Annotated in this window: 20 protein-coding genes and 1 pseudogene; 18 read left to right on the forward strand and 3 right to left on the reverse strand. The window is 42.9% G+C overall.

Annotated features, from left to right (window positions below; all coding sequences use genetic code 11):
- The first annotated feature begins 30 nt into the window (after positions 1-30).
- Together V6E90_RS20305 and V6E90_RS20310 are read left to right on the forward strand one after the other, a co-directional pair.
- On the forward strand, positions 31-2,337 hold the full coding sequence (locus tag V6E90_RS20305) for a RelA/SpoT family protein (protein WP_016542061.1): 2,307 nt from the start codon (positions 31-33) through the stop codon (positions 2,335-2,337).
- A gap of 31 nt (positions 2,338-2,368) precedes the next feature.
- Positions 2,369-2,758, forward strand: coding sequence for a hypothetical protein (locus V6E90_RS20310; RefSeq protein ID WP_171553405.1), 390 nt, complete (start codon positions 2,369-2,371; stop codon positions 2,756-2,758).
- A gap of 50 nt (positions 2,759-2,808) precedes the next feature.
- Here the strand turns inward: V6E90_RS20310 and V6E90_RS20315 are convergent, their stop codons facing one another.
- Entirely contained in the window at positions 2,809-3,582 is a 774-nt protein-coding gene (locus V6E90_RS20315; RefSeq protein ID WP_171553404.1) for an SDR family oxidoreductase, read from the reverse strand.
- 101 nt (positions 3,583-3,683) lie between these two features.
- On the opposite strand from V6E90_RS20315, the gene mazG reads away from it, so the two are divergent.
- The 9 genes from mazG to yjgA all read left to right on the forward strand — a co-directional run bounded on the left by mazG (position 3,684) and on the right by yjgA (position 10,340).
- Positions 3,684-4,490 carry a nucleoside triphosphate pyrophosphohydrolase gene (gene mazG / locus V6E90_RS20320; protein WP_332606310.1) on the forward strand — a complete coding sequence of 269 codons (807 nt, stop codon included), beginning with the start codon at positions 3,684-3,686 and terminating at the stop codon, positions 4,488-4,490.
- Positions 4,459-4,887, forward strand: a complete 429-nt coding sequence (locus V6E90_RS20325; RefSeq protein ID WP_016542064.1) for a ComEA family DNA-binding protein — start codon at positions 4,459-4,461, stop codon at positions 4,885-4,887. The genes mazG and V6E90_RS20325 overlap by 32 nt, the downstream gene beginning before the upstream one ends.
- Before the next feature lie 140 nt (positions 4,888-5,027).
- Positions 5,028-6,482 (forward strand): polynucleotide adenylyltransferase PcnB, encoded by a 1,455-nt coding sequence (pcnB, locus tag V6E90_RS20330; RefSeq protein WP_016542065.1) that lies wholly within the window; start codon positions 5,028-5,030, stop codon positions 6,480-6,482.
- Positions 6,479-6,967 carry a 2-amino-4-hydroxy-6-hydroxymethyldihydropteridine diphosphokinase gene (folK, locus tag V6E90_RS20335; protein WP_016542066.1) on the forward strand — a complete coding sequence of 163 codons (489 nt, stop codon included), beginning with the start codon at positions 6,479-6,481 and terminating at the stop codon, positions 6,965-6,967. The genes pcnB and folK overlap by 4 nt, the downstream gene beginning before the upstream one ends.
- A 39-nt stretch (positions 6,968-7,006) precedes the next feature.
- Complete coding sequence (panB, locus tag V6E90_RS20340; protein WP_004655682.1) at positions 7,007-7,816, forward strand: 3-methyl-2-oxobutanoate hydroxymethyltransferase; 810 nt, start codon at positions 7,007-7,009, stop codon at positions 7,814-7,816.
- 3 nt (positions 7,817-7,819) lie between these two features.
- Positions 7,820-8,665, forward strand: a complete 846-nt coding sequence (panC, locus tag V6E90_RS20345) for a pantoate--beta-alanine ligase (RefSeq protein ID WP_262757861.1) — start codon at positions 7,820-7,822, stop codon at positions 8,663-8,665.
- A gap of 21 nt (positions 8,666-8,686) precedes the next feature.
- Positions 8,687-9,538, forward strand: coding sequence for an RNase adapter RapZ (gene rapZ, locus V6E90_RS20350; protein ID WP_016542068.1), 852 nt, complete (start codon positions 8,687-8,689; stop codon positions 9,536-9,538).
- Complete coding sequence (locus tag V6E90_RS20355; RefSeq protein ID WP_016542069.1) at positions 9,535-9,804, forward strand: HPr family phosphocarrier protein; 270 nt, start codon at positions 9,535-9,537, stop codon at positions 9,802-9,804. Before rapZ ends, V6E90_RS20355 begins: the two co-directional genes overlap by 4 nt.
- A gap of 2 nt (positions 9,805-9,806) precedes the next feature.
- Positions 9,807-10,340 (forward strand): ribosome biogenesis factor YjgA, encoded by a 534-nt coding sequence (gene yjgA, locus V6E90_RS20360; protein WP_005239647.1) that lies wholly within the window; start codon positions 9,807-9,809, stop codon positions 10,338-10,340.
- Between the two features lie 54 nt (positions 10,341-10,394).
- On the opposite strand, the gene V6E90_RS20365 is transcribed toward yjgA, so the two are convergent.
- Positions 10,395-12,038, reverse strand: coding sequence for an acyl-CoA synthetase (locus V6E90_RS20365; protein WP_332606311.1), 1,644 nt, complete (start codon positions 12,036-12,038; stop codon positions 10,395-10,397).
- A gap of 265 nt (positions 12,039-12,303) precedes the next feature.
- On the opposite strand from V6E90_RS20365, the gene thrS reads away from it, so the two are divergent.
- The 7 genes and pseudogenes from thrS to V6E90_RS20400 all read left to right on the forward strand — a co-directional run.
- The gene (gene thrS / locus V6E90_RS20370) at positions 12,304-14,226 is read left to right on the forward strand and encodes a threonine--tRNA ligase (RefSeq protein WP_005239645.1); all 1,923 of its coding nucleotides are present in this window, start codon (positions 12,304-12,306) and stop codon (positions 14,224-14,226) included.
- A gap of 5 nt (positions 14,227-14,231) precedes the next feature.
- Complete coding sequence (infC, locus tag V6E90_RS20375) at positions 14,232-14,783, forward strand: translation initiation factor IF-3 (protein WP_079281829.1); 552 nt, start codon at positions 14,232-14,234, stop codon at positions 14,781-14,783.
- A gap of 159 nt (positions 14,784-14,942) precedes the next feature.
- Positions 14,943-15,263 (forward strand): DUF7709 family protein, encoded by a 321-nt coding sequence (locus V6E90_RS20380; protein WP_332606312.1) that lies wholly within the window; start codon positions 14,943-14,945, stop codon positions 15,261-15,263.
- A 126-nt stretch (positions 15,264-15,389) separates the two neighbouring features.
- Positions 15,390-16,010: a glutathione S-transferase N-terminal domain-containing protein gene (locus V6E90_RS20385; RefSeq protein WP_005239641.1), complete on the forward strand. Its 621-nt coding sequence runs from the start codon at positions 15,390-15,392 to the stop codon at positions 16,008-16,010.
- Positions 16,007-16,456: a hypothetical protein gene (locus V6E90_RS20390; RefSeq protein WP_332606313.1), complete on the forward strand. Its 450-nt coding sequence runs from the start codon at positions 16,007-16,009 to the stop codon at positions 16,454-16,456. Before V6E90_RS20385 ends, V6E90_RS20390 begins: the two co-directional genes overlap by 4 nt.
- A gap of 119 nt (positions 16,457-16,575) precedes the next feature.
- Positions 16,576-17,427, forward strand: coding sequence for an arylamine N-acetyltransferase family protein (locus V6E90_RS20395; RefSeq protein WP_332606314.1), 852 nt, complete (start codon positions 16,576-16,578; stop codon positions 17,425-17,427).
- A gap of 64 nt (positions 17,428-17,491) precedes the next feature.
- Positions 17,492-17,914 (forward strand): annotated as a pseudogene (locus tag V6E90_RS20400) (YqaA family protein); the annotation flags it as partial.
- A 37-nt stretch (positions 17,915-17,951) separates the two neighbouring features.
- Here V6E90_RS20400 and V6E90_RS20405 read toward each other — a convergent pair.
- Positions 17,952-19,205, reverse strand: a complete 1,254-nt coding sequence (locus tag V6E90_RS20405) for an MFS transporter (protein WP_016542075.1) — start codon at positions 19,203-19,205, stop codon at positions 17,952-17,954.
- Positions 19,206-19,288 lie beyond the last annotated feature (83 nt).

The raw sequence follows: 19,288 nt of genomic DNA on the forward strand, positions 1-19,288 counted from the left end.
AAATGAGTTACATATCCAGAGGAGAAAGGTATGGTCACAGTACGTGAGCAGTTACCTGGACGACTCCAAGAGTTGTCTGAGGAAGCGACTGTAGAACATGCCGCTGAAGCGCAAAGTAGTCTAGTCTCTTGGCTAGATCGAGTGCGTGGTATTTTGGATGGGGCAGAGCTGAAGCAACTTCAACAAGTTGCGGAGCTGACCTTAGCAAAAGAGTTACAAGCGACGGGAAATCATCGTATCAATACCTTTAGTACCGGGATTGGTATGGCGGATATTTTGGCCCATTTACATGTCGATGAAGACACGCTTTCAGCGGCGGTGTTATATCGGAGTGTACGTGAGGGGTTGATTACCTTAGAGGACATCCAACAACAGTTTGGCGAGCAAGTTTTGGGCCTGGTGAAGGGCACACTTGCGATGGGTAAACTGTCTGAGTTGATTGAAAAGAACAAACGTTTAGAAGATCACTTTAATAATAACCAGCGTGAACACTTAAACGGCATTTATAAAATGCTGATTTCAGTGACGGAAGATGTGCGAGTTGTATTGATCAAACTGGCAGAACGAACCTATGCGCTGCGTGAATTGGCAACCGCAAGTAAAGAACGTCAGGAACGTGTTGCACGTGAAATTCTCACCATTTATTCACCACTGGCGCATCGTTTAGGGATTGCCCAACTCAAGTGGGAATTGGAAGATCTTGCTTTTCGTTATTTAGCCCCAGAACGCTATAAAGAGATTGCCTCTTTACTGAATGAGAAGCGTTTGGAGCGTGAACAGTATATTCAGTTTGTCATCGATAAATTGAAAACTGAACTGGCGGCTTATGATATTCAGGCCGAAATCACTGGGCGTGTGAAGCACATTTATTCGATTTATCGAAAAATGAAAAGTAAAAATCTGAGCTTCGATCAGCTTTACGATATTCGTGCTGTACGTGTGTTGGTGAAAAGTGTCCCAGATTGTTATCACGCTTTGGGCATCGTACATCAGATATGGCGTCATATTCCGAACCAGTTTGATGACTATGTGACTAATCCGAAGGCCAATGGTTATCGTTCATTGCATACCGCAGTGATTGCTGAGAATAAATCTCTTGAAGTGCAAATTCGTACCTTTGAGATGCATAACGAAGCGGAACTGGGTGTGTGCTCGCACTTTAACTATAAAGAAGGTGCTAAGAATACCGATCATTCCTTTAACGATCGCTTACATTCATTACGTGCTGTGCTTGAGCACTATCAAGAGCGTACTGAAACCACACCGCATGGTGAAGATGAAGAATCGAATGGCATTGATCAGATTCAAGATTTTGAGAATTTTGAAAAGATCTATGTGTTTAGCCGTGATGGGGATATCAAAGAATTACCACGGGGTTCAACCGTTTTAGACTTTGCGTATCATGTGCATACCGAAGTCGGCAATAAGTGTTATGCGGCACGTGTAAACCAACGTTATGTGCCTTTAACCTACACCTTAAAGACAGGTGAACAGGTTGAGATTTTAACCAAGAAAGATCGAGAACCGAACCGTGACTGGTTGGTAAACTCGCTGGGCTATATCAAGACTGCGCGTGCACGTGACAAGCTTCGTCATTGGTTTAGACAACAAGATCGCAGTAAGAATGTTGAAGTTGGGCGTGAGTTGCTTAATAAAGAGTTGGCCCGTTTAGCGATTCACCCGAAAAGTATCGACCTGAAAGATTATTCATCGCATTTCAATCTGAAAGCAGGTGATGATATTCTGGTTGCCTTGGTCAGTGGTGATATCAGCCTGCATGCCTTGATGAATCAAGTGAATCGTCAGATGCACTTGGATCAGGACGAGCCAGAACTGGTGTTAAAACCTGCGTTAAATCCACGTGCTAGCCATACTTTATCGGCGCATGGGATTTTGATTGATGGGTTGGATAATGTTGAGTTGCATATTGCGCAATGTTGTCAGCCTGTACATGGTGAGTCGATTGGCGGCTATATCACTTTGAACCGTGGTGTCAGCATTCACAAGATTGCGTGTCCAGATTATTTACGTATGACCACGCAAGAACCTGAGCGTGCGGTTGAAGCCGATTGGGAAATGCAGCCAACCCGCGGTCAGAGTGTGCAGATCGTGGTAGAAGCGTATGATCGTCGTGGTTTACTCAAAGATTTGACACAGGTGATTTTCTCAGACCAAATCAATATTCGTCAGGTCAATACCATTTCTGAAGCAGATGGTATTGCCAATATGAAGTTATTGATTGAAGTCAAGGGCTTGGCACAGTTGTCACGTTTGTTGGCTCGTTTAGAGCAGCAACCTGGGATTATCAGTGCCAGACGTTTGGTTCAAGGTAGCTAATTGATCATATTTCGGAAGGGATGATCATACGATGCCTCGTGCAAAGTTAATCTCGACTAGAGGGCGATATTTAGCTGCTGTGATCGAGGTTGATCAACAGATCTATCATGTATTTGATGAGTTTAGCCTTGATGAGGTGAAGAACGAGGAGCAGCACTGTTTTGATTTTGACTGGTCGATACAGTGTGCTGATGATGAAAGTTGGGATGAAATATTCAACAATAACGCCGAACAAAAGTATGGTTTAGTGCATCTTAGCGGTTGGGCTTATCATGCATTTGGTCAAATTATTGATGTGAATCCCGTTGTCGTTGATTGTCAGGTTTTACAGGTTGAAGATGTTGTGGTTTCAAGTGATGAACATCTGATAGGTGAATGGGTGGGATTCACGATTTGCCGTTTAGGCTGTTTTAGCAATTAACGATTCAAGTTATTAAAAAGAGGCTTTAATGTATTTAAAGCCTCTTTTTTTTAGCGCTTCGCTAAAAAGAGATTGGTGAGTCGGTTTAAGAACTGTGGGCTCATGCTGGATAACTGATACATCAGTTTGGTTTTTATCCCAACAGGGGTGTGGGTTGGAAGCAAGGCATGGTCTTTTTGTTGCGCCAAATGCAGCACTTGTTTTGCGACATCGGCAGGGGTTAGATCCACACCAATATTTTGAATACTCCCAGCATCCATATCTTTCACCATGCTGGTTTGTACAAACAGGGGCATCACGTCTAAGACACGAATATTGTATTTTTGCCATTCCACGTCCAACGCTTCGGTTAAACCGCGCACAGCAAACTTGCTGGCTGAGTAAGAAGCTAGATCGGCCTGACCATAAATCGCGGATGCTGAGGACAGGTTAATCACTCGGGCAAAGCTGGCTTGTTGTAGATGGACTAAGGCGGTGTGACAGCCATTGAGAACACCCTTAACATTAATATCAATGGTGCGGTGATGTGATTGGATTGGTGTATTTTCAAATGCGCCAGAATACAAAATGCCTGCATTGTTAATCAAAATGTTGAGTTCACCTGCCCAATTCTGAAATTCTTGCAATGCAGTTTGCCATTGGTCGTAATTACTCACATCGAGGTAACCTGCTTTGGCGTGTACTCCAAGTTCTGCAGCTAAAGCCTGTGCTTGTTCTTCATTGATGTCATAGATTCCGACTTTAAAGCCTTTTTGATGAAAAAGACGGGCAATTTCAGCGCCAATTCCTTGTGCGGCGCCACTAATAAAAACACTATATGGCATGACTTTCCCTTGCTTTATATTGATAATTTTTGCGTGCGTGTATATTACGCATATGCAGCTTGGTGCTGCAACAATTTGCTTGTTTGGGTTTGGAGATGATCGTGGAAAAATTATTGGCAATCATGCAGGAATTAAGACAAAAATGCCCGTGGGATCAACAACAAACACCAGAAAGTTTGACACGATATGCCATTGAAGAGGCATATGAAGTTGAGGCTGCAATTCGCTCGGGTGAGGTGGATGAAATCCGCAATGAACTGGGCGACTTATTATTGCAAGTGGTCTTTCAATCTCAAATGTTTGATGAAAAAGGATTATTTAATTTTCAGGATGTGGTGGAAGCCATTAGTAAAAAATTAATTCGTCGTCATCCGCATGTATTTCAGGCTGAACAATATCAAAATTTGGATTCTGAGCAGGTCGCTGAATTGTGGAAACAAATCAAACAACAAGAAAAACAAGGTAAGATACGATCAAGGTTAGATGAGATTAAACATGCGCCTGCATTGGTGCAATCACATGAAATTCAGCACAAAGCAGCCCAATTAGGCTTTGATTTTGAAAGTGTGGATGATGCTTATGCCAAATTAGATGAAGAGTTAGAAGAATTACAACAGGCGATAAAAAGTCAAAATGTTGATCATATTCAAGAAGAGTTCGGTGATTGTTTATTTTCTTTAATTAATGTGGGGCGAAAGTTGGGGGTGTCCAGTGAGACCGCACTACTGGCAACCATCCATAAATTTAGAAGCCGTTTTGCGTTTATAGAACAACAAGCTCAACAACAACAGAAGGACTTGCAAGACATGAGTTTGGCCGAAATGGATGAACTTTGGGAGCAAGCCAAACGACAATTAAAATCTCAGGAGAAAGACAATGAAGTTGCCGCATCTCCGCAGCAAACTTAATTTTTTTATAGGCTTTATTCTCTGTTTGGGAGGTGCCACACACCTCCACGCACAGCAATTTGATCAATCTTATCAGCAGTGGAAGGCGCAGCAGCAAGCACGTGATCAGCAATTGGCGCAACAGCAGAACAATAACTATTACTTGGCTCGTCCTAGCCAGCAACACGCTTCAAAGCAAGTGTCATCATCTGTAAATATTCAGGGCGATAAAATCAGCTTGAATCAAGCGAATTTACAGCAATTACAGATGCTCAGTGGTGTGGGAGAAAAAAAGGCACAGGCGATTATGGAGTATCGGCAAAAAAATGGTGCTTTTAAAAGCATTGATGAATTAATGAATATCAAAGGGATTGGGCCTAAACTACTTGAGAAAAATAAGAGCAAGCTCATGTTGTAAACTTGAAAATGTAAAAATCGGATTGATTAGATAGACTGAACTGTTGAAACTTCCAACAGAATAAATTGCCCTTTGTGTGTGTTAGAGCTATGATTAGCGACAAATTGTTATTTACGTCCTGACGTAGGAGACAGTGTCTTTTGCAAACTTTGCGTGCGTCAAAATGTGGTTTGTCCACAACTCAACTTCCTTCCTCAATTTTAGATGTGATCGATAGTCTGACTAAAGCAGGCTACGAAGCATATATTGTGGGTGGTGGTGTTCGAGACATGATGTTAGGTCTTAATCCAAAGGATTTTGACGCGGTTACTAATGCTACACCAGCCCAAGTGAAAGAGGTTTTTGGTCGACGTTGCCGAATTATCGGACGACGTTTTGAGTTAGCACATGTATATTCTGGTCGCGAACTGATTGAGGTTGCGACATTCCGTGCCCCACCGAAAAAAGCAGTCACCAGTGCCTCTGGGATGATTCTTCGTGATAATAACTGGGGAACGATTGAGCAAGACTTTGCTCGTCGAGATTTTTCGATCAATACCTTGTATTACCAGCCACGTAAAGGCATCGTGCTTGATTTCTGCCATGCGGTGGATGATATCAATACGAGGACCTTACGCTTTTTGGGCGAGCCTGCACAGCGCTTTGAAGAAGATCCTGTGCGCATGTTGCGTGCTTTGCGATTTGCGGCAAAATTAAATTTCCAGATCGATCAATCGATTCTTGATGTGTTTGATCCTGAGATGACGCAACTGTTGCGTGATGTTTCACCACATCGTTTATATGATGAGTCGCAAAAGCTATTCACCATGGGACATCTCACCCGTGTATTACCGATGTTGATTGAGTTTGGTGTTTGGAAACAGTTGTTTGCTGAAATCCCACCGAACCTGACCGCTTTTATCGACCGGGCAGCACGGAATACCGATCAACGCATTCAAATTGGTAAAACCATCAATCCTGCATTTTTCTATGCAGTATTGTTATGGAAACCGTTCTTGGAACGCTGTGATTTCTATTTGAACAAAGGGGTTGTGCCCGCAGAAGCGCGTGCACAAGCAGGTTTGGATGTGTTGAAGCGTCAAGCGACGCGAACCATCATTCCGCGTTTTGCTGAAACTTTTATTCGTGAAGTTTGGGAAATGCAAACCCGTTTGCTCAATCCAAAGCCACAGCAAATTGAAGCTTTGGCTGGGCATGCACGTTTCCGTGCAGGCTTTGACTTTTTGCTGTTGCGTGAGAAGTCAGGTGATAGCAGTACTGAAGGTATGGGCGTTTGGTGGGAAACCTACCAAGAAATGACCACTGATCAAAAAGAGGCCGCGATTCGTCAATACAACCGCCAACGTAGTAAGACGCGCCGTAAAGCTGTTGAAGTTGATGAGCCGAAGACCGCTGAAATTGAGCCTTTGGTCAATGTGCCTGAACCAAGAAGCCGTCGTGCCAAGAAAGAACGTGTCAGAGCGGATGAATCAAGCAGTCGTTTTATTGAAAAAGCAACTGCGGCTTCAGGTCAAATCAATGCGGATCACCCGATTCTCAAGCGTAAACGCGTTCAACGTGATCTTAGCCAAGTCGTTTTTGGGCCAACCCAATGACCATTCGCAGTTATATCGGTCTAGGCAGTAACTTAGGCGATTCGCAGCAGATACTGAGTGAAGCTGTTGCGAAGCTCGCGACCTTGGGAACTGTACAGGTATCACGACTTTATCAAAGTCCACCGATGGGGCCGCAAGATCAACCTCACTATTTAAATGCCGTTGTTCAACTGGACACTACACTAGCACCGCTTGCTTTACTTGATCAATTACAACAATTTGAGCAAGAGTCTGGGCGTGTCCGTTTACGACGTTGGGGAGAGCGTACCCTTGATCTGGATTTACTGATCTATGGTCAAGAGCAGATCCAAAATGAACGTTTAACCGTGCCGCATATTGGTATTTTACAACGTGATTTTGTATTGCTTCCCTTATTGGATTTAGATGCTCATTTGCAATTAAATGGTCATTCATTAAAAGATTTAGAACTGGTGCAGCAAGCAAACTTGACTGTAATAGCAGACCAGTCTTGGGCAACCGCTTAAGACTGTTTCGTTCTGGAAACGCCTGTAGAGGACATCATCATGATTAGTCTAAGTGACTTAAGAAAGTTTAAAGCCGAAGGACGCAAGTTCTCATGTCTTACTTGCTATGATGCAAGTATGGCGAAAGCGATGGAATTGGCTGAAATTGATACGATTTTAATCGGCGACTCTCTAGGAATGGCGATTCAAGGCAGAGACTCTACACTTCCTGTCACCGTTGAAGATATGGCTTACCATACCGCTGCTGTACGCCGTGGTAATGCGCATGCCTTAATCATGACTGATTTGCCATTCATGAGCTATGCCACACTTGAAGATGGCTTGAAAAATGCCAAGACGGTGATGCAAGTCGGCGCACAAATGGTCAAGATTGAAGGTGGGGCTTGGCTCAGTGAACTGGTGACGGTATTAACCCGTAATGGTATTCCAGTATGTGTACATTTAGGCTTAACCCCGCAATCTGTACATGTGTTTGGTGGTTATAAACTACAAGCAAGAACACGCGAAGCAGCAGATCAATTGATCGCAGATTGCCAAGCAGTAGTTGATGCAGGTGCTGCGGTATTATTGCTTGAATGTGTTCCAGCTCAGCTCGGCAAAGAAATTGCTGAATTATTCCCGAATACGCCAGTGATTGGGATTGGTGCGGGCAATGAAACAGATGGTCAAGTGCTGGTGGTACAGGACATGCTTGGTTTGACCTTTGGTCGCGTGGCACGTTTTGTTCGCAACTTTATGAAAGAGCAAGCGGGTGAAACTGCAATTGTTGATGCGTTTAAATCGTATCATGCCGCAGTGCAAGATCAGTCGTTCCCAGCCAAGGAACATACTTTTCAAGTTGAGCTTTAATTCATGAAAACTGAAACAACAATACAAGGCTTAACCGCGTCATTGGCACCTGCGCGTAGCTCAAAAAAATTGATTGGTTTTGTACCGACCATGGGGAACTTGCACGAAGGCCATTTGACTTTAGTGCGTGAAGCTAAAAAACTGTGTGATGTGGTCGTGGTCAGTATTTTCGTCAATCCAATTCAATTTGGTGCAGGTGAAGATTTTGAGAGTTATCCGCGGACTTTAGAGCAAGATAGCCGTTTATTGGCAGATGTCGGTTGCGATATTATTTTCGCCCCGACGGTTGAGCAAATGTATGGCACGCAACCACGATTGACCAACATCAGTGTCGGTCAAATTACCGATGACTTGTGTGGAAAATCGCGTCCAGGTCATTTTGATGGTGTTGCGGTTGTGGTGACCAAACTATTCAATATCGTCCAACCTGATTTTGCTTTCTTTGGTCAAAAGGACTATCAGCAATTGGCGGTGATTCGTCAGTTGGTGCAAGACTTAAATATGTCTTTGGAAGTGATTGGTGTGCCCATTGTCCGTGCTGAAGATGGTCTTGCTTTAAGCTCGCGTAATGGTTATTTGACTGAACAGCAACGTACTGTTGCACCGACGATTTACCAATTGCTTAAGCAAGCTGAACAGCAACTACATGAAGGGCAAGCTTTGTCACAAGTGTTAGCAAATATCTCGGCTCAATTGACACAGGCGGGTTTTGTTGTGGATTATGTGGAAGCTCGACAAACCAACTTGCAACCTATTCAGCAGTTTGATCAAAACTTGGTGCTATTTATTGCGGCCAAGCTTGGTTCAACACGGTTGATTGACAACCTACAAATCGACTTTAAAACATAAAAAAATGAAGGGCAAAACGCCATGAAGCGTATTCTTATCGTTACAGGTCAATCCGGTTCAGGAAAGTCCTCTGCATTACAAGTGCTTGAAGATTTGGGCTATTATTGTATAGATAACTTACCTTTGGCGTTATTGCCTGAAATTGTGGCAAAACTGGATCATGAGAATAATCTGGAGCAGCTCGCACTCGGGGTCGATATTCGAAGTACCCGCGCTGATATGCAAGAGTTTGATCATGTTTTTCAGCAATTACAGCGGCATGGTACAGTTGACATTATTTATCTGACCACACAGGATCAGGATTTAATTGCACGTTTTAGTGCATCTCGTCGTCCTCATCCTTTGGCAAGTCGCTTTAATAGTTTGTTGCAATGTATTCAGGAAGAGAAACAGCTTCTAATTCCGATACAATTTCGTTCTACAGTGCATATTGATACGACCGATAAAAGTGTTCATGATTTAAAACATATTTTATTGTCCAAGCTTGGGCAATCCGATAATTTGATCGTCATTTTACAGTCCTTTGGTTATAAGCATGGAATTCCATTGGATGCAGATTATGTATTTGACGTACGGCATTTACCAAATCCGCATTGGGATTTAGAATTACGCCGTTTTTCAGGTTTAGATGAACCTGTACGCCGCTTTTTGGAAGGCAGTCAACAAACCAATGAGATGTTTGAAGATATTTATACTTTCCTCGAAAAGTGGTTACCTGCTTTTGCAGAAGGGCATCGCCATTACATGACCATTTCGGTGGGATGTACCGGTGGGCAGCATCGTTCAGTTTATATCGTGGATAGACTCAAACACGCCCTTGAGGCAAAATGGGCTGTCCAAATCTTACATAGAGAAATGAAGCACTGGTCATGATAGACACAACAATTGATGTAATTAATAAACTCGGCTTACATGCGCGTGCATCTGGTAAACTGATCGAAGTGACGACCAAGTTCCGTTCTTCAATTCAAATTGGCAAGGGCGATAAGTTGGTTGATGCAAAAAATATTATGTCATTGTTGATGTTGGGTGCAGGTAAGGGCACCACATTAAGATTGGTCATCGAAGGTGCTGATGAAGAGCAAGCACTGGAAGAAATTCAAACGCTGTTCGCAGCAAAATTTTATGAGGCAGAGTAATAGTGGCACGTGGTCCCCAACGTTATACCGATGAAGATTTTGAGTCATTAGACGGGCGTGCGAGTCGAACCGAGCAAAAGAAAGCCGTACAACGCATGGCCGCTTTGGGCGAGCAATTGGCTCAACTAAACCCCAAGCAGATTCAAAAACTTCCTGTCGATGAACGTTTAATTGATGCATTGCTTGAAGTGCAAAAAATCAGTTCATTTGAAGCACGTCGTCGTCAGTTTCAACGTGTTGGTAAGTTGTTGCGCAATGAAGATGAAACCACCATTTTGTCTTATCTCACGCCGCAGCAAGGCGCGAAAAAACAAATGCAATTGATGCGTTGGGTGGATCGTATGATTGATCAAGGTGATCCAATCATTAATGAATTTAGCAAAGTCTTTAATGCGTCGGAACGTCATACCTTACGTCAGCATGTCTTGCGTATCCATCGTGACATCAAACAGCAAGTCAGTGAAGAAGAGTTAGAGGCTTCAAAACGCAAATTTGTGAACTATGTACAACAGGTCGCATTGTTATCTGAACAGTAATTAGAACGTTAAAAAAAGAAGTTTCCGAGGAAACTTCTTTTTTTATATGAGTACTTAGCTTCCAAATTCGCTGCTTGCCCGTTCCTTCGCCCATTCTCTTAAAATAAATTTCTGCAACTTTCCTGTTGCGGTCTTGGGAATCTCAGTAATCACCACATCTTTGGGAACTTTGAAGCGAGCCAGTTCTTGCTGACAATGCGCAATGATTTCTTCGGCAGAGACGGATGCGCCGTGTTTCAGTTCAATAAAGGCACAGGGCACTTCTTGCCAGCGTGCGTCAGGTTTAGCGACCACGGCCGCTGTGAGCACCGCAGGATGGCGATATAGCACATCTTCAACCTCTAAGGATGAAATATTTTCGCCACCCGAAATAATAATATCTTTGGAGCGATCGGTAATCTTGGCATAGCCATCGGCATGACTGACGGCTAAATCACCCGTATGAAACCACCCACCTTTAAAGGCTTCTGCTGTGGCTTGAGGATTCTTTAAATAGCCTTTCATCACGATGTTGCCACGGAACATAATTTCTCCCATGGTCTGTCCATCATTGGGGACGGGTTGCATCGTTTCTGGATCAAGTACCCGCATACTATCCTGTAGTGGATAAGGTACACCTTGGCGAGAGTGGAGTTGTGCTTGTTCCTGAATGGATAAATCACTCCAACCTGCTTGAGAAGCACATAGTGCTGAAGGGCCATAGGTTTCAGTCAAGCCATAAACATGATTGACGTTAATGCCGATATTGCGCATGCCCTCAATGATTGCCACAGGTGGTGCGGCACCTGCGACCATGACTTCAACATGATGCTCAAAAGCCGCTCTCTGTTCGCTTGGTGCGTTGATCAGCATGGACAGTACAATCGGTGCACCACAGAAATAATCGACTTTATGCGCTGCAATATAGTGAAAGATCAATGCTGGATCGACGCGACGCAAACAAATATTGGTACCGCCACTGGCAGCAATTGACCAAGCAAAGCACCAACCATTGCAATGAAACAGCGGTAAGGTCCAAAGGTACACCGCACGAGGTTTCATGCCGCAGGCTAGGATATTACTGGCTGCATTCAAATAAGCGCCGCGATGGTGATAGACCACACCTTTAGGATTACCCGTGGTGCCAGACGTATAGTTGAGGCTAATCGCATCCCATTCATCTTGCGGCAGTAGCCATTCAAACTCAGGATCACCGTGGGCTAACCATGATTCATACTCATATTGTCCAAGCGCAATCTGTTCGCCTTCAAATTCGGTATCAAAGACATCAATCACGATGATGTCTTGTGGTACCAGCGTGAGTGCTTCTGCTGCAACTTGGCGAAACTCAGGATCAACCAGCAGGACTTTGGCTTCTGCATGTTCGAGCATAAAAGCAATGGTTTTGGCATCGAGGCGAGTATTTAAGGTATTCAGTACTGCACCCGCCATTGGTACCGCAAAATGCGCTTCAATCATGGCGGGGATGTTGGGTAAGAGCACTGAAACAGTATCGTTTTTTTGGATGCCCAAATTTGTTAATTGGTGTGCAAATTGACGACAACGCTGATAGGTCTGTTGCCAGGTAATCTGACGATCAGCATGAATAATCGCCGCTTGCTGTGGGTAAATATAAGCTGCGCGTTCTAAATAACGGAGCGGAGACAAGGCCACAAAATTGGCGGGGGTTTTGGGTAATTCATCATATGCACTGACCATGTGTATTGCTTCCTTTCTGTTCTTTTCATTGATTACTATTAAGCTAGTCTGACATTGAGTCTAAAGCATTTAGGCTTTAGTCGGAGATGAATCTCGACTGATCTAGGGTTTTTCTGGTTCAGAGGTTTCATCCACAGCTAAACCCGTGTAAAATCTTGGGTACTTTTTTATCCGCCGTTTTTTATCTTTTGAGGCTGCGCCTCAATACATAATCTCGCGGTGATATGCTCCTTCGTATAGGGCATCACTCCTTAAGGATTTTATTATGCCAATCATTACTTTACCAAATGGTGATCAGAAACAGTTTGATCATCCGATTTCCGTGATGGAACTTGCTCAGAGCATTGGTCCGGGTCTTGCAAAAAATACAGTTGCTGGCCGTATCAATGATCGTTTGGTGGATGCTTGTGATTTAATCACAGAAGATGCAACAGTTCAGATTATTACCCCTAAAGATGAAGAAGGTTTAGAAATCATTCGTCACTCTTGTGCGCACTTGGTTGGACATGCAGTTAAGCAATTGTTCCCAGAAGCGAAAATGGTGATCGGTCCAGTGATCGAAGAAGGTTTCTACTACGACATCTGGATGCCACGTCCATTTACTTTGGATGATATGGCAGCAGTCGAAGAGCGCATGAAAAAGCTCATCGACCAAGATTATGATGTCATCAAAAAGATGACTCCACGTGATGAAGTGATTGCAGAATTCACAGCACGTGGCGAAGAATACAAATTACGCTTGATTGCAGACATGCCGAACGAAACACAAATGGGCTTGTACTACCATCAAGATTATTTGGATATGTGCCGTGGTCCGCACGTACCCAACACTAAATTCTTGAAATCATTCAAACTCACTAAAATCTCTGGCGCTTACTGGCGTGGTGATGCGAAGAATGAACAGCTACAGCGTATTTATGGTACGGCTTGGGCGGACAAAAAGCAGTTAGCTGCTTATATCAAACGCATTGAAGAAGCTGAAAAGCGTGACCACCGTAAAATTGGTAAAGCTTTAGACCTGTTCCATATGCAAGAAGAAGCACCAGGTATGGTGTTCTGGCATCCGAACGGCTGGACCATTTACCAAGTGCTTGAACAATATATGCGTAAAGTTCAGCAAGACAATGGTTACCAAGAAATCAAGACACCACAGATTGTTGATTTCACTTTGTGGGAAAAGTCTGGGCATGCGGCAAACTATGCTGAAAACATGTTTACCACGCATTCTGAAAGCCGTAACTATGCAGTGAAGCCAATGAACTGCCCATGTCACGTGCAAGTGTTTAACCAAGGTTTGAAATCTTACCGTGACTTACCAATTCGCTTGGCGGAGTTTGGTTCTTGCCACCGTAACGAGCCATCAGGTTCTTTACACGGCATTATGCGTGTTCGCGGCTTTACTCAAGATGATGCGCACATTTTCTGTACCAAAGAACAGATTGGTAAAGAAGTGGCTGACTTTATTAAACTGACTTTAGATGTTTATAAAGACTTTGGCTTTGAAGAAGTACAAATGAAATTGTCTACACGTCCAGAAAAACGTGTTGGAGATGATGCACTTTGGGACTTGGCTGAAAAATCTTTGGCGGATGCTTTAGATGATGCTGGCTTGGCTTGGGACTTACAACCAGGTGAGGGTGCATTCTATGGCCCGAAAATTGAATTCTCATTGAAAGACTGCTTAGGCCGTATCTGGCAGTGCGGTACAATTCAATGTGACTTCAACTTGCCAATCCGTTTAGACGCGTCTTATGTCACTGAAGACAATGATCGTGATCAGCCAGTCATGTTGCATCGTGCAATTCTTGGCAGTTTCGAGCGTTTTATTGGTATACTAATTGAACACTATGCGGGTTTCATGCCACCTTGGCTTGCACCAATCCAAGCTTGTGTGATGAATATTACCGATTCACAAGCGGAAGCAAGTGAACAAGTGGTCGCAAAACTCAAAGAAAATGGTCTTCGTGCCATTTCTGACTTGAGAAATGAAAAGATCGGATTTAAGATTCGTGAGCGTACCCTAGAGCGTATTCCTTACCTTCTGGTTCTCGGTGATCGAGAAGTTGAAGAAGGTACAGTTAATGTGCGTACTCGCTCAGGAAAAAATTTAGGTACTATGTCAGTAGATGCATTTATTGACTTAGTGAAATCTGCCGTTGCCGAACGTGGCCGGTATATCGTGGAGTAATAAAGATTAAACAGCCTGACCGTAACCAACAACAAGGTGCTAAAAGTAACCGTCCTGCAATTAACGATGAGATCCGTGCGAAAGAAGTACGCCTCGTCGCTGCAGATGGGGAACAAAAAGGTGTTGTTTCATTAAATGAAGCATTGCGTGCTGCAGAAGAAGCTAATCTTGACCTTGTTGAGATTGTGGCGAATGCAGAACCTCCTGTTTGTAAGATCATGGACTACAACAAGCACTTATTTGACTTGAAACAGAAGCAAAAAGATGCGAAGAAAAAACAGCATCAAGTGCAAGTGAAAGAAATCAAGTTACGTCCAGCGACGGATGTAGGTGATTACCAAGTAAAATTGCGTGCAATTTTACGTTTCCTTGAAGAAGGAAATAAGGTGAAAATCACTTTGCGTTTCCGTGGTCGTGAGATGGCACACCAACAGCTTGGTTTAGCTCAATTACAAAAAATTGAAGCTGACGTTGCTGAGTTTGGTGTTGTTGAACAAGCTCCGAAGATGGAAGGCCGTCAGATGGGCATGTTACTTGGTCCGAAAAAGAAAAAGTAATTTTTTCTTAAAAAAAAGCACCGCAATAGGCGGTGCTTTTTTATGTCTACAATACTGCATTATTTCATTAAAAATTTTATAAGTGTCATCAACCAGCATCTGAATCAAAATATGATAGGGTAAATGAAACATGACAAAACTTAAAAATAGGAACAGGATATGTCAACAATTACAGGTACAGAACAACTCTCCGAAATTAATCAAAAAGTAGTACAAGACGGTGAGGTTCTGCCTCAAGTTAAACTCAAAGATGGTAGTCGTGTCCAAACAGGAACAGTTGCCACCATGCTGCATAATATCAATCTCTATAATGCAGGCGTTCGCGGTGCGGTCGAAGACGAATTGATTTTAGCTGTGCCGACCTTATTTAAAGTCGGAATGTTTGATTTATTCTCTGTCGATGAATGGATCAATGGTCGTAATGCGGGTCGTAAATTTGTCGGTGAAAAGGCCAAGGAATTTTTGCAAAGCCAAGTTTAAGTTTTCAAACATTGTCTTTGAAAACACGGCTTTATTGTTTCTTTTCGTGCCTATTTGCTGATTGAGATTGATGAAATGTGCTATAACGCAACAACAGTCAAGATAATGATGAACAGGACAATATAAATGATTGACTTATATTATTGGGGTACACCCAATGGGCATAAAATAACAATTGCTTTAGAGGAAATGGGACTCGACTATCAGATTTTCCCCATCAATATTTTAGAAAACGATCAGTTTCAACCAGATTTTCTAAGAATTTCTCCCAATAATAAAATTCCAGCAATTGTTGATCAAAATGGCCCACGTGGCGAGCCGATTTCAGTGTTTGAGTCTGGTGCAATCTTACAATATTTAGGTCGGAAAACGGGCTTGTTCTATCCAACAGATGAACAAGAGCGGGTTGAGGTGGAACAATGGTTGATGTGGCAAATGGGCGGTTTTGGTCCAATGCTGGGACAAAATCATCATTTCAATAAATTCGCACCCGAACGAATTCCTTATGCCATTGAGCGTTATATCAATGAAACCAAACGACTTTATACTGTTTTAAATAAGCAGTTGATTGGGCAAAAGTTTGTGGCGGGTGAATACTCGATTGCCGATATGGCAATCTTGCCTTGGGCATTGCGTTATGAATGGCAAGGTATTCAACTCGAAGACTATCCATATGTGAAAGATTACATTGAACGTCTTACTGCTCGTCCTGCGATACAAAAAGCCTTATCGATCAAAGTGGGATGAGTCTGAATCAAAAGATAGGATGGCGTTGCTACTTCAAACATTGGGTGATTGCGATGGGATTGTTGTTGATAACGGCAATTTCATGCAGCCTCATGCAGTATTTGCTTGGAATTGATATTTTTTGGTTTATTGTTTTCGCCTTTATCGGAAGTCTCAGTTTAATTTTTTCATCTTTATTTGCGTGGTTGCAGCTTGAAACTGGAAACTCGTATTTTAGTTCAGGAGTGTTTGTTGGATTTTTAAGTGTATATCTAGTGTTATACATTTATTTTGACCTAACTGTGTCTATTGACTGGGCAGCAGTCTCTGCGGGTGAAATACAGCTGACCTGGTATCAAAAAATGCTTAAGTCTGATCTGGCTTTTTGGATCGCATTTCTTTTTCCATTCATTGTTTCAGTCATGCATTTTTCTATTCGATCGAGAGCAACTAAAAGCAAAAACTAATCCTTGGCAAAACCATATCTTTATTGTTGAAAGAAGGGCTGTTTTATAATTGTGTAATTTTTCATCTGATCAGTGCGTGTTCAAGCTACGATGCTTTAAGTTCAAAAAGATAACGTATCATGCAAACTCAAATATCAGCCCTTTATTTAGACAAGCTTGGTTTTGAAGGTGAGTTTTTACCGACTTTGGCAAACTTAAAGCTTTTGTTAAACCTCCATGTACAAACGATTCCTTTTGGTAATTTTTCCTCTTTTCTTGGAGAGGAGATTTCTTTAGCACCGAATCAACTTGCTCAGAAATTATTGCTTGATGGACGCGAAGGCTATTGCCTTGAACAGAGTAGCTTGACCAGAATCGCACTGACTGAATTGGGCTATGAAGCCTATAACGTGCTGGGGCGGGTCTATTATCAGAGTACGCCGATCAGTACGCCTGTTCGGACGCATTTGGTCACAGTGGTTCGTATTGATCAGCACTTATTTTTGTATGATCCTGGGTTTGGCGGAATGACCCCAACCACGGTTTTATCGCTTGATTTGATCAGTGAAACACAGCAAACACCGCTAGAACCATTTAGATTTGTTGAGGCTGCACAGAGTGGTCTGGATGCGACAGTGCTGACGGAAATGACATATATGCTGCAAGTCTGCCTTCATGATCAGTGGATCAATGTCTATGCGATAAATCCCGAACAGCAGATTGCAGATGCGGATGCCTTGGTTGCCAATTGGTATATTTCCACCTCACGTGAATCCTTATTTACCCAGCATTTAATGTTGTTTAGAGCCAACAATGATGCACGTATGACACTCAAAGATCGTGTACTTCGAATTCATGGTAAAGGACAATCGGAGAAAAAAGAGTTATCCACTTTTGACGCGTTTGAGCATGTGATTAAAACCGTATTTCGAATGAATATTTCGCAACAGCAGCTTAAAGCAGCTTGGGCAAAATTAGCCTTGAATGCATAGTGTTCACGTTATATGGTCTGCTCTTGATGATGTGCTGATCCTAGTTTGAGTGAATCCTGTTTTGATGTCCTATTTTTTATTATTTCTCTCAGCCTTTGGCGCTGCGACCTTATTGCCGTTACAGTCTGAAGCGGTATTAATGACATTATTGGTACAGGGACTTTCCAATCCTTTTTATCTAATTTTAGTTGCGACCATTGGTAATGTCTTGGGTTCCTGTGTGAATTGGTGGCTTGGACTGAAAATTGAACATTTTAAAGATAAGAAATGGTTTCCTGTTTCAGAGCAACGGTTGCTGCAAGCACAACAGATTTATCATAAATATGGTTTTTATTCGCTGCTACTGAGTTGGACGCCCGTGATTGGTGACCCCATTACCTTGATTGCTGGGTTGATGAAAGAGAACTTTTGGCGATTCTTGTTGATTGTCACGATTGCTAAAGGTGGACGTTATCTCACTTTATACGCACTCTATTTAGGAATTTTTAAAAATGGGAAAGGTGAGATGAGCTTTCCGATTCAGTTTATTGCTCCGTTCCTTTGGTAATATCAACGGTAAATAAGTCATTGGTTTTCAACCAACAATAACTCACTACAGCAAGGGTCATACATCCACCCAGAATGGTTGCCGTAATAGTACCGAGGTATTTGGCTGCAAGACCTGATTCAAAAGCCCCCAGTTCATTACTTGAAGAAACGAACATCCCATTCACTGCTGCGACACGGCCTCGCATATTTTCAGGTGGGAAAATTTGCAAGATGGTTTGGCGAACCACCACGGAAACACTGTCACAAGCACCAGTCATGGCTAAAGCAAAGAGCGACAGCCACATATGGTTCGAGAAGGCGAACAGAATGGTAAACAGACCAAAGCCTGCGACGGCCAACAGCATATTACGCCACGCATGGTGCATGGGCGGAAACTTGGTCAGGACAATCATGGTGATCAAGGCACCAATTGAAGGGGCAGCACGTAAATAGCCAAGACCTTCGGGACCTACTTTTAAGATTTCTTCAGCAAAAATCGGCAACAGTGCAATCACGCCTCCAAAGAGTACCGATACCAAGTCCAGTGAGATTGCCCATAAAACAATTTTGGTTTTCCAAATAAAGCGGAAGCCATCGGTCAGACTTTGCAAGACATTCTCGGTTTCCATTTTTGGAAAGCTGCGTTTCTGTAAGCAATTAATCAAAATAAAGCAGATTGCCAATAATGCGGTTACGGCAAACAGACTGTTTTCTCGGCCAAGAAATGCCAACATAAAACCACCCAACATTGGCCCGATAATGACACCACTTTGCCAGCCGATGGTGGTCCAAGTGGCACCATTGGCATACAGTTCGCGTGGAATCAAAAAGGGCTTCAGTGAGGTTGCTGATGGATTGTAAAAACCGCGAATAGTGCCTAAGCTGAATATGACGGCATAGATACCCCAAGACAGCGTGCTAATGCCAATTTTTTCTAAGCCATGTAAATGGAACAAACCCCAAAGCACCAAAGGCAAAGGAATGGAAAAGAATAAACAGACTTTCATAATGCTTTGTTTATTCAGCTTATCCGCAAAATATCCCCCCCATAGGGATAGGGTGATGAATGGAATTGCTTCTGCCAGACCAATAAAACCCAATGTCAGAGGGTCACGCGTGATTTGATAGAGTGAATACGCCACAATAATTTCCTGAATCAAAATGGCCAGCGTTAAGCAAAATTGATTGAGGGTGACGATAGAGAAATCCCGATAGCGCAAGGCGGCGAAAGCATCATTCTGTATATTCATATAGATAGAGATTTAAGAATTTGTTGTTATTATATGCGCTGATTTTGTGCATGTTTCTCATAATTTGAGAATTAATTATGGGA

The sequence above is a fragment of the Acinetobacter sp. ESBL14 genome, assembly GCF_036668815.1.
GTDB lineage: Bacteria > Pseudomonadota > Gammaproteobacteria > Pseudomonadales > Moraxellaceae > Acinetobacter > Acinetobacter gyllenbergii.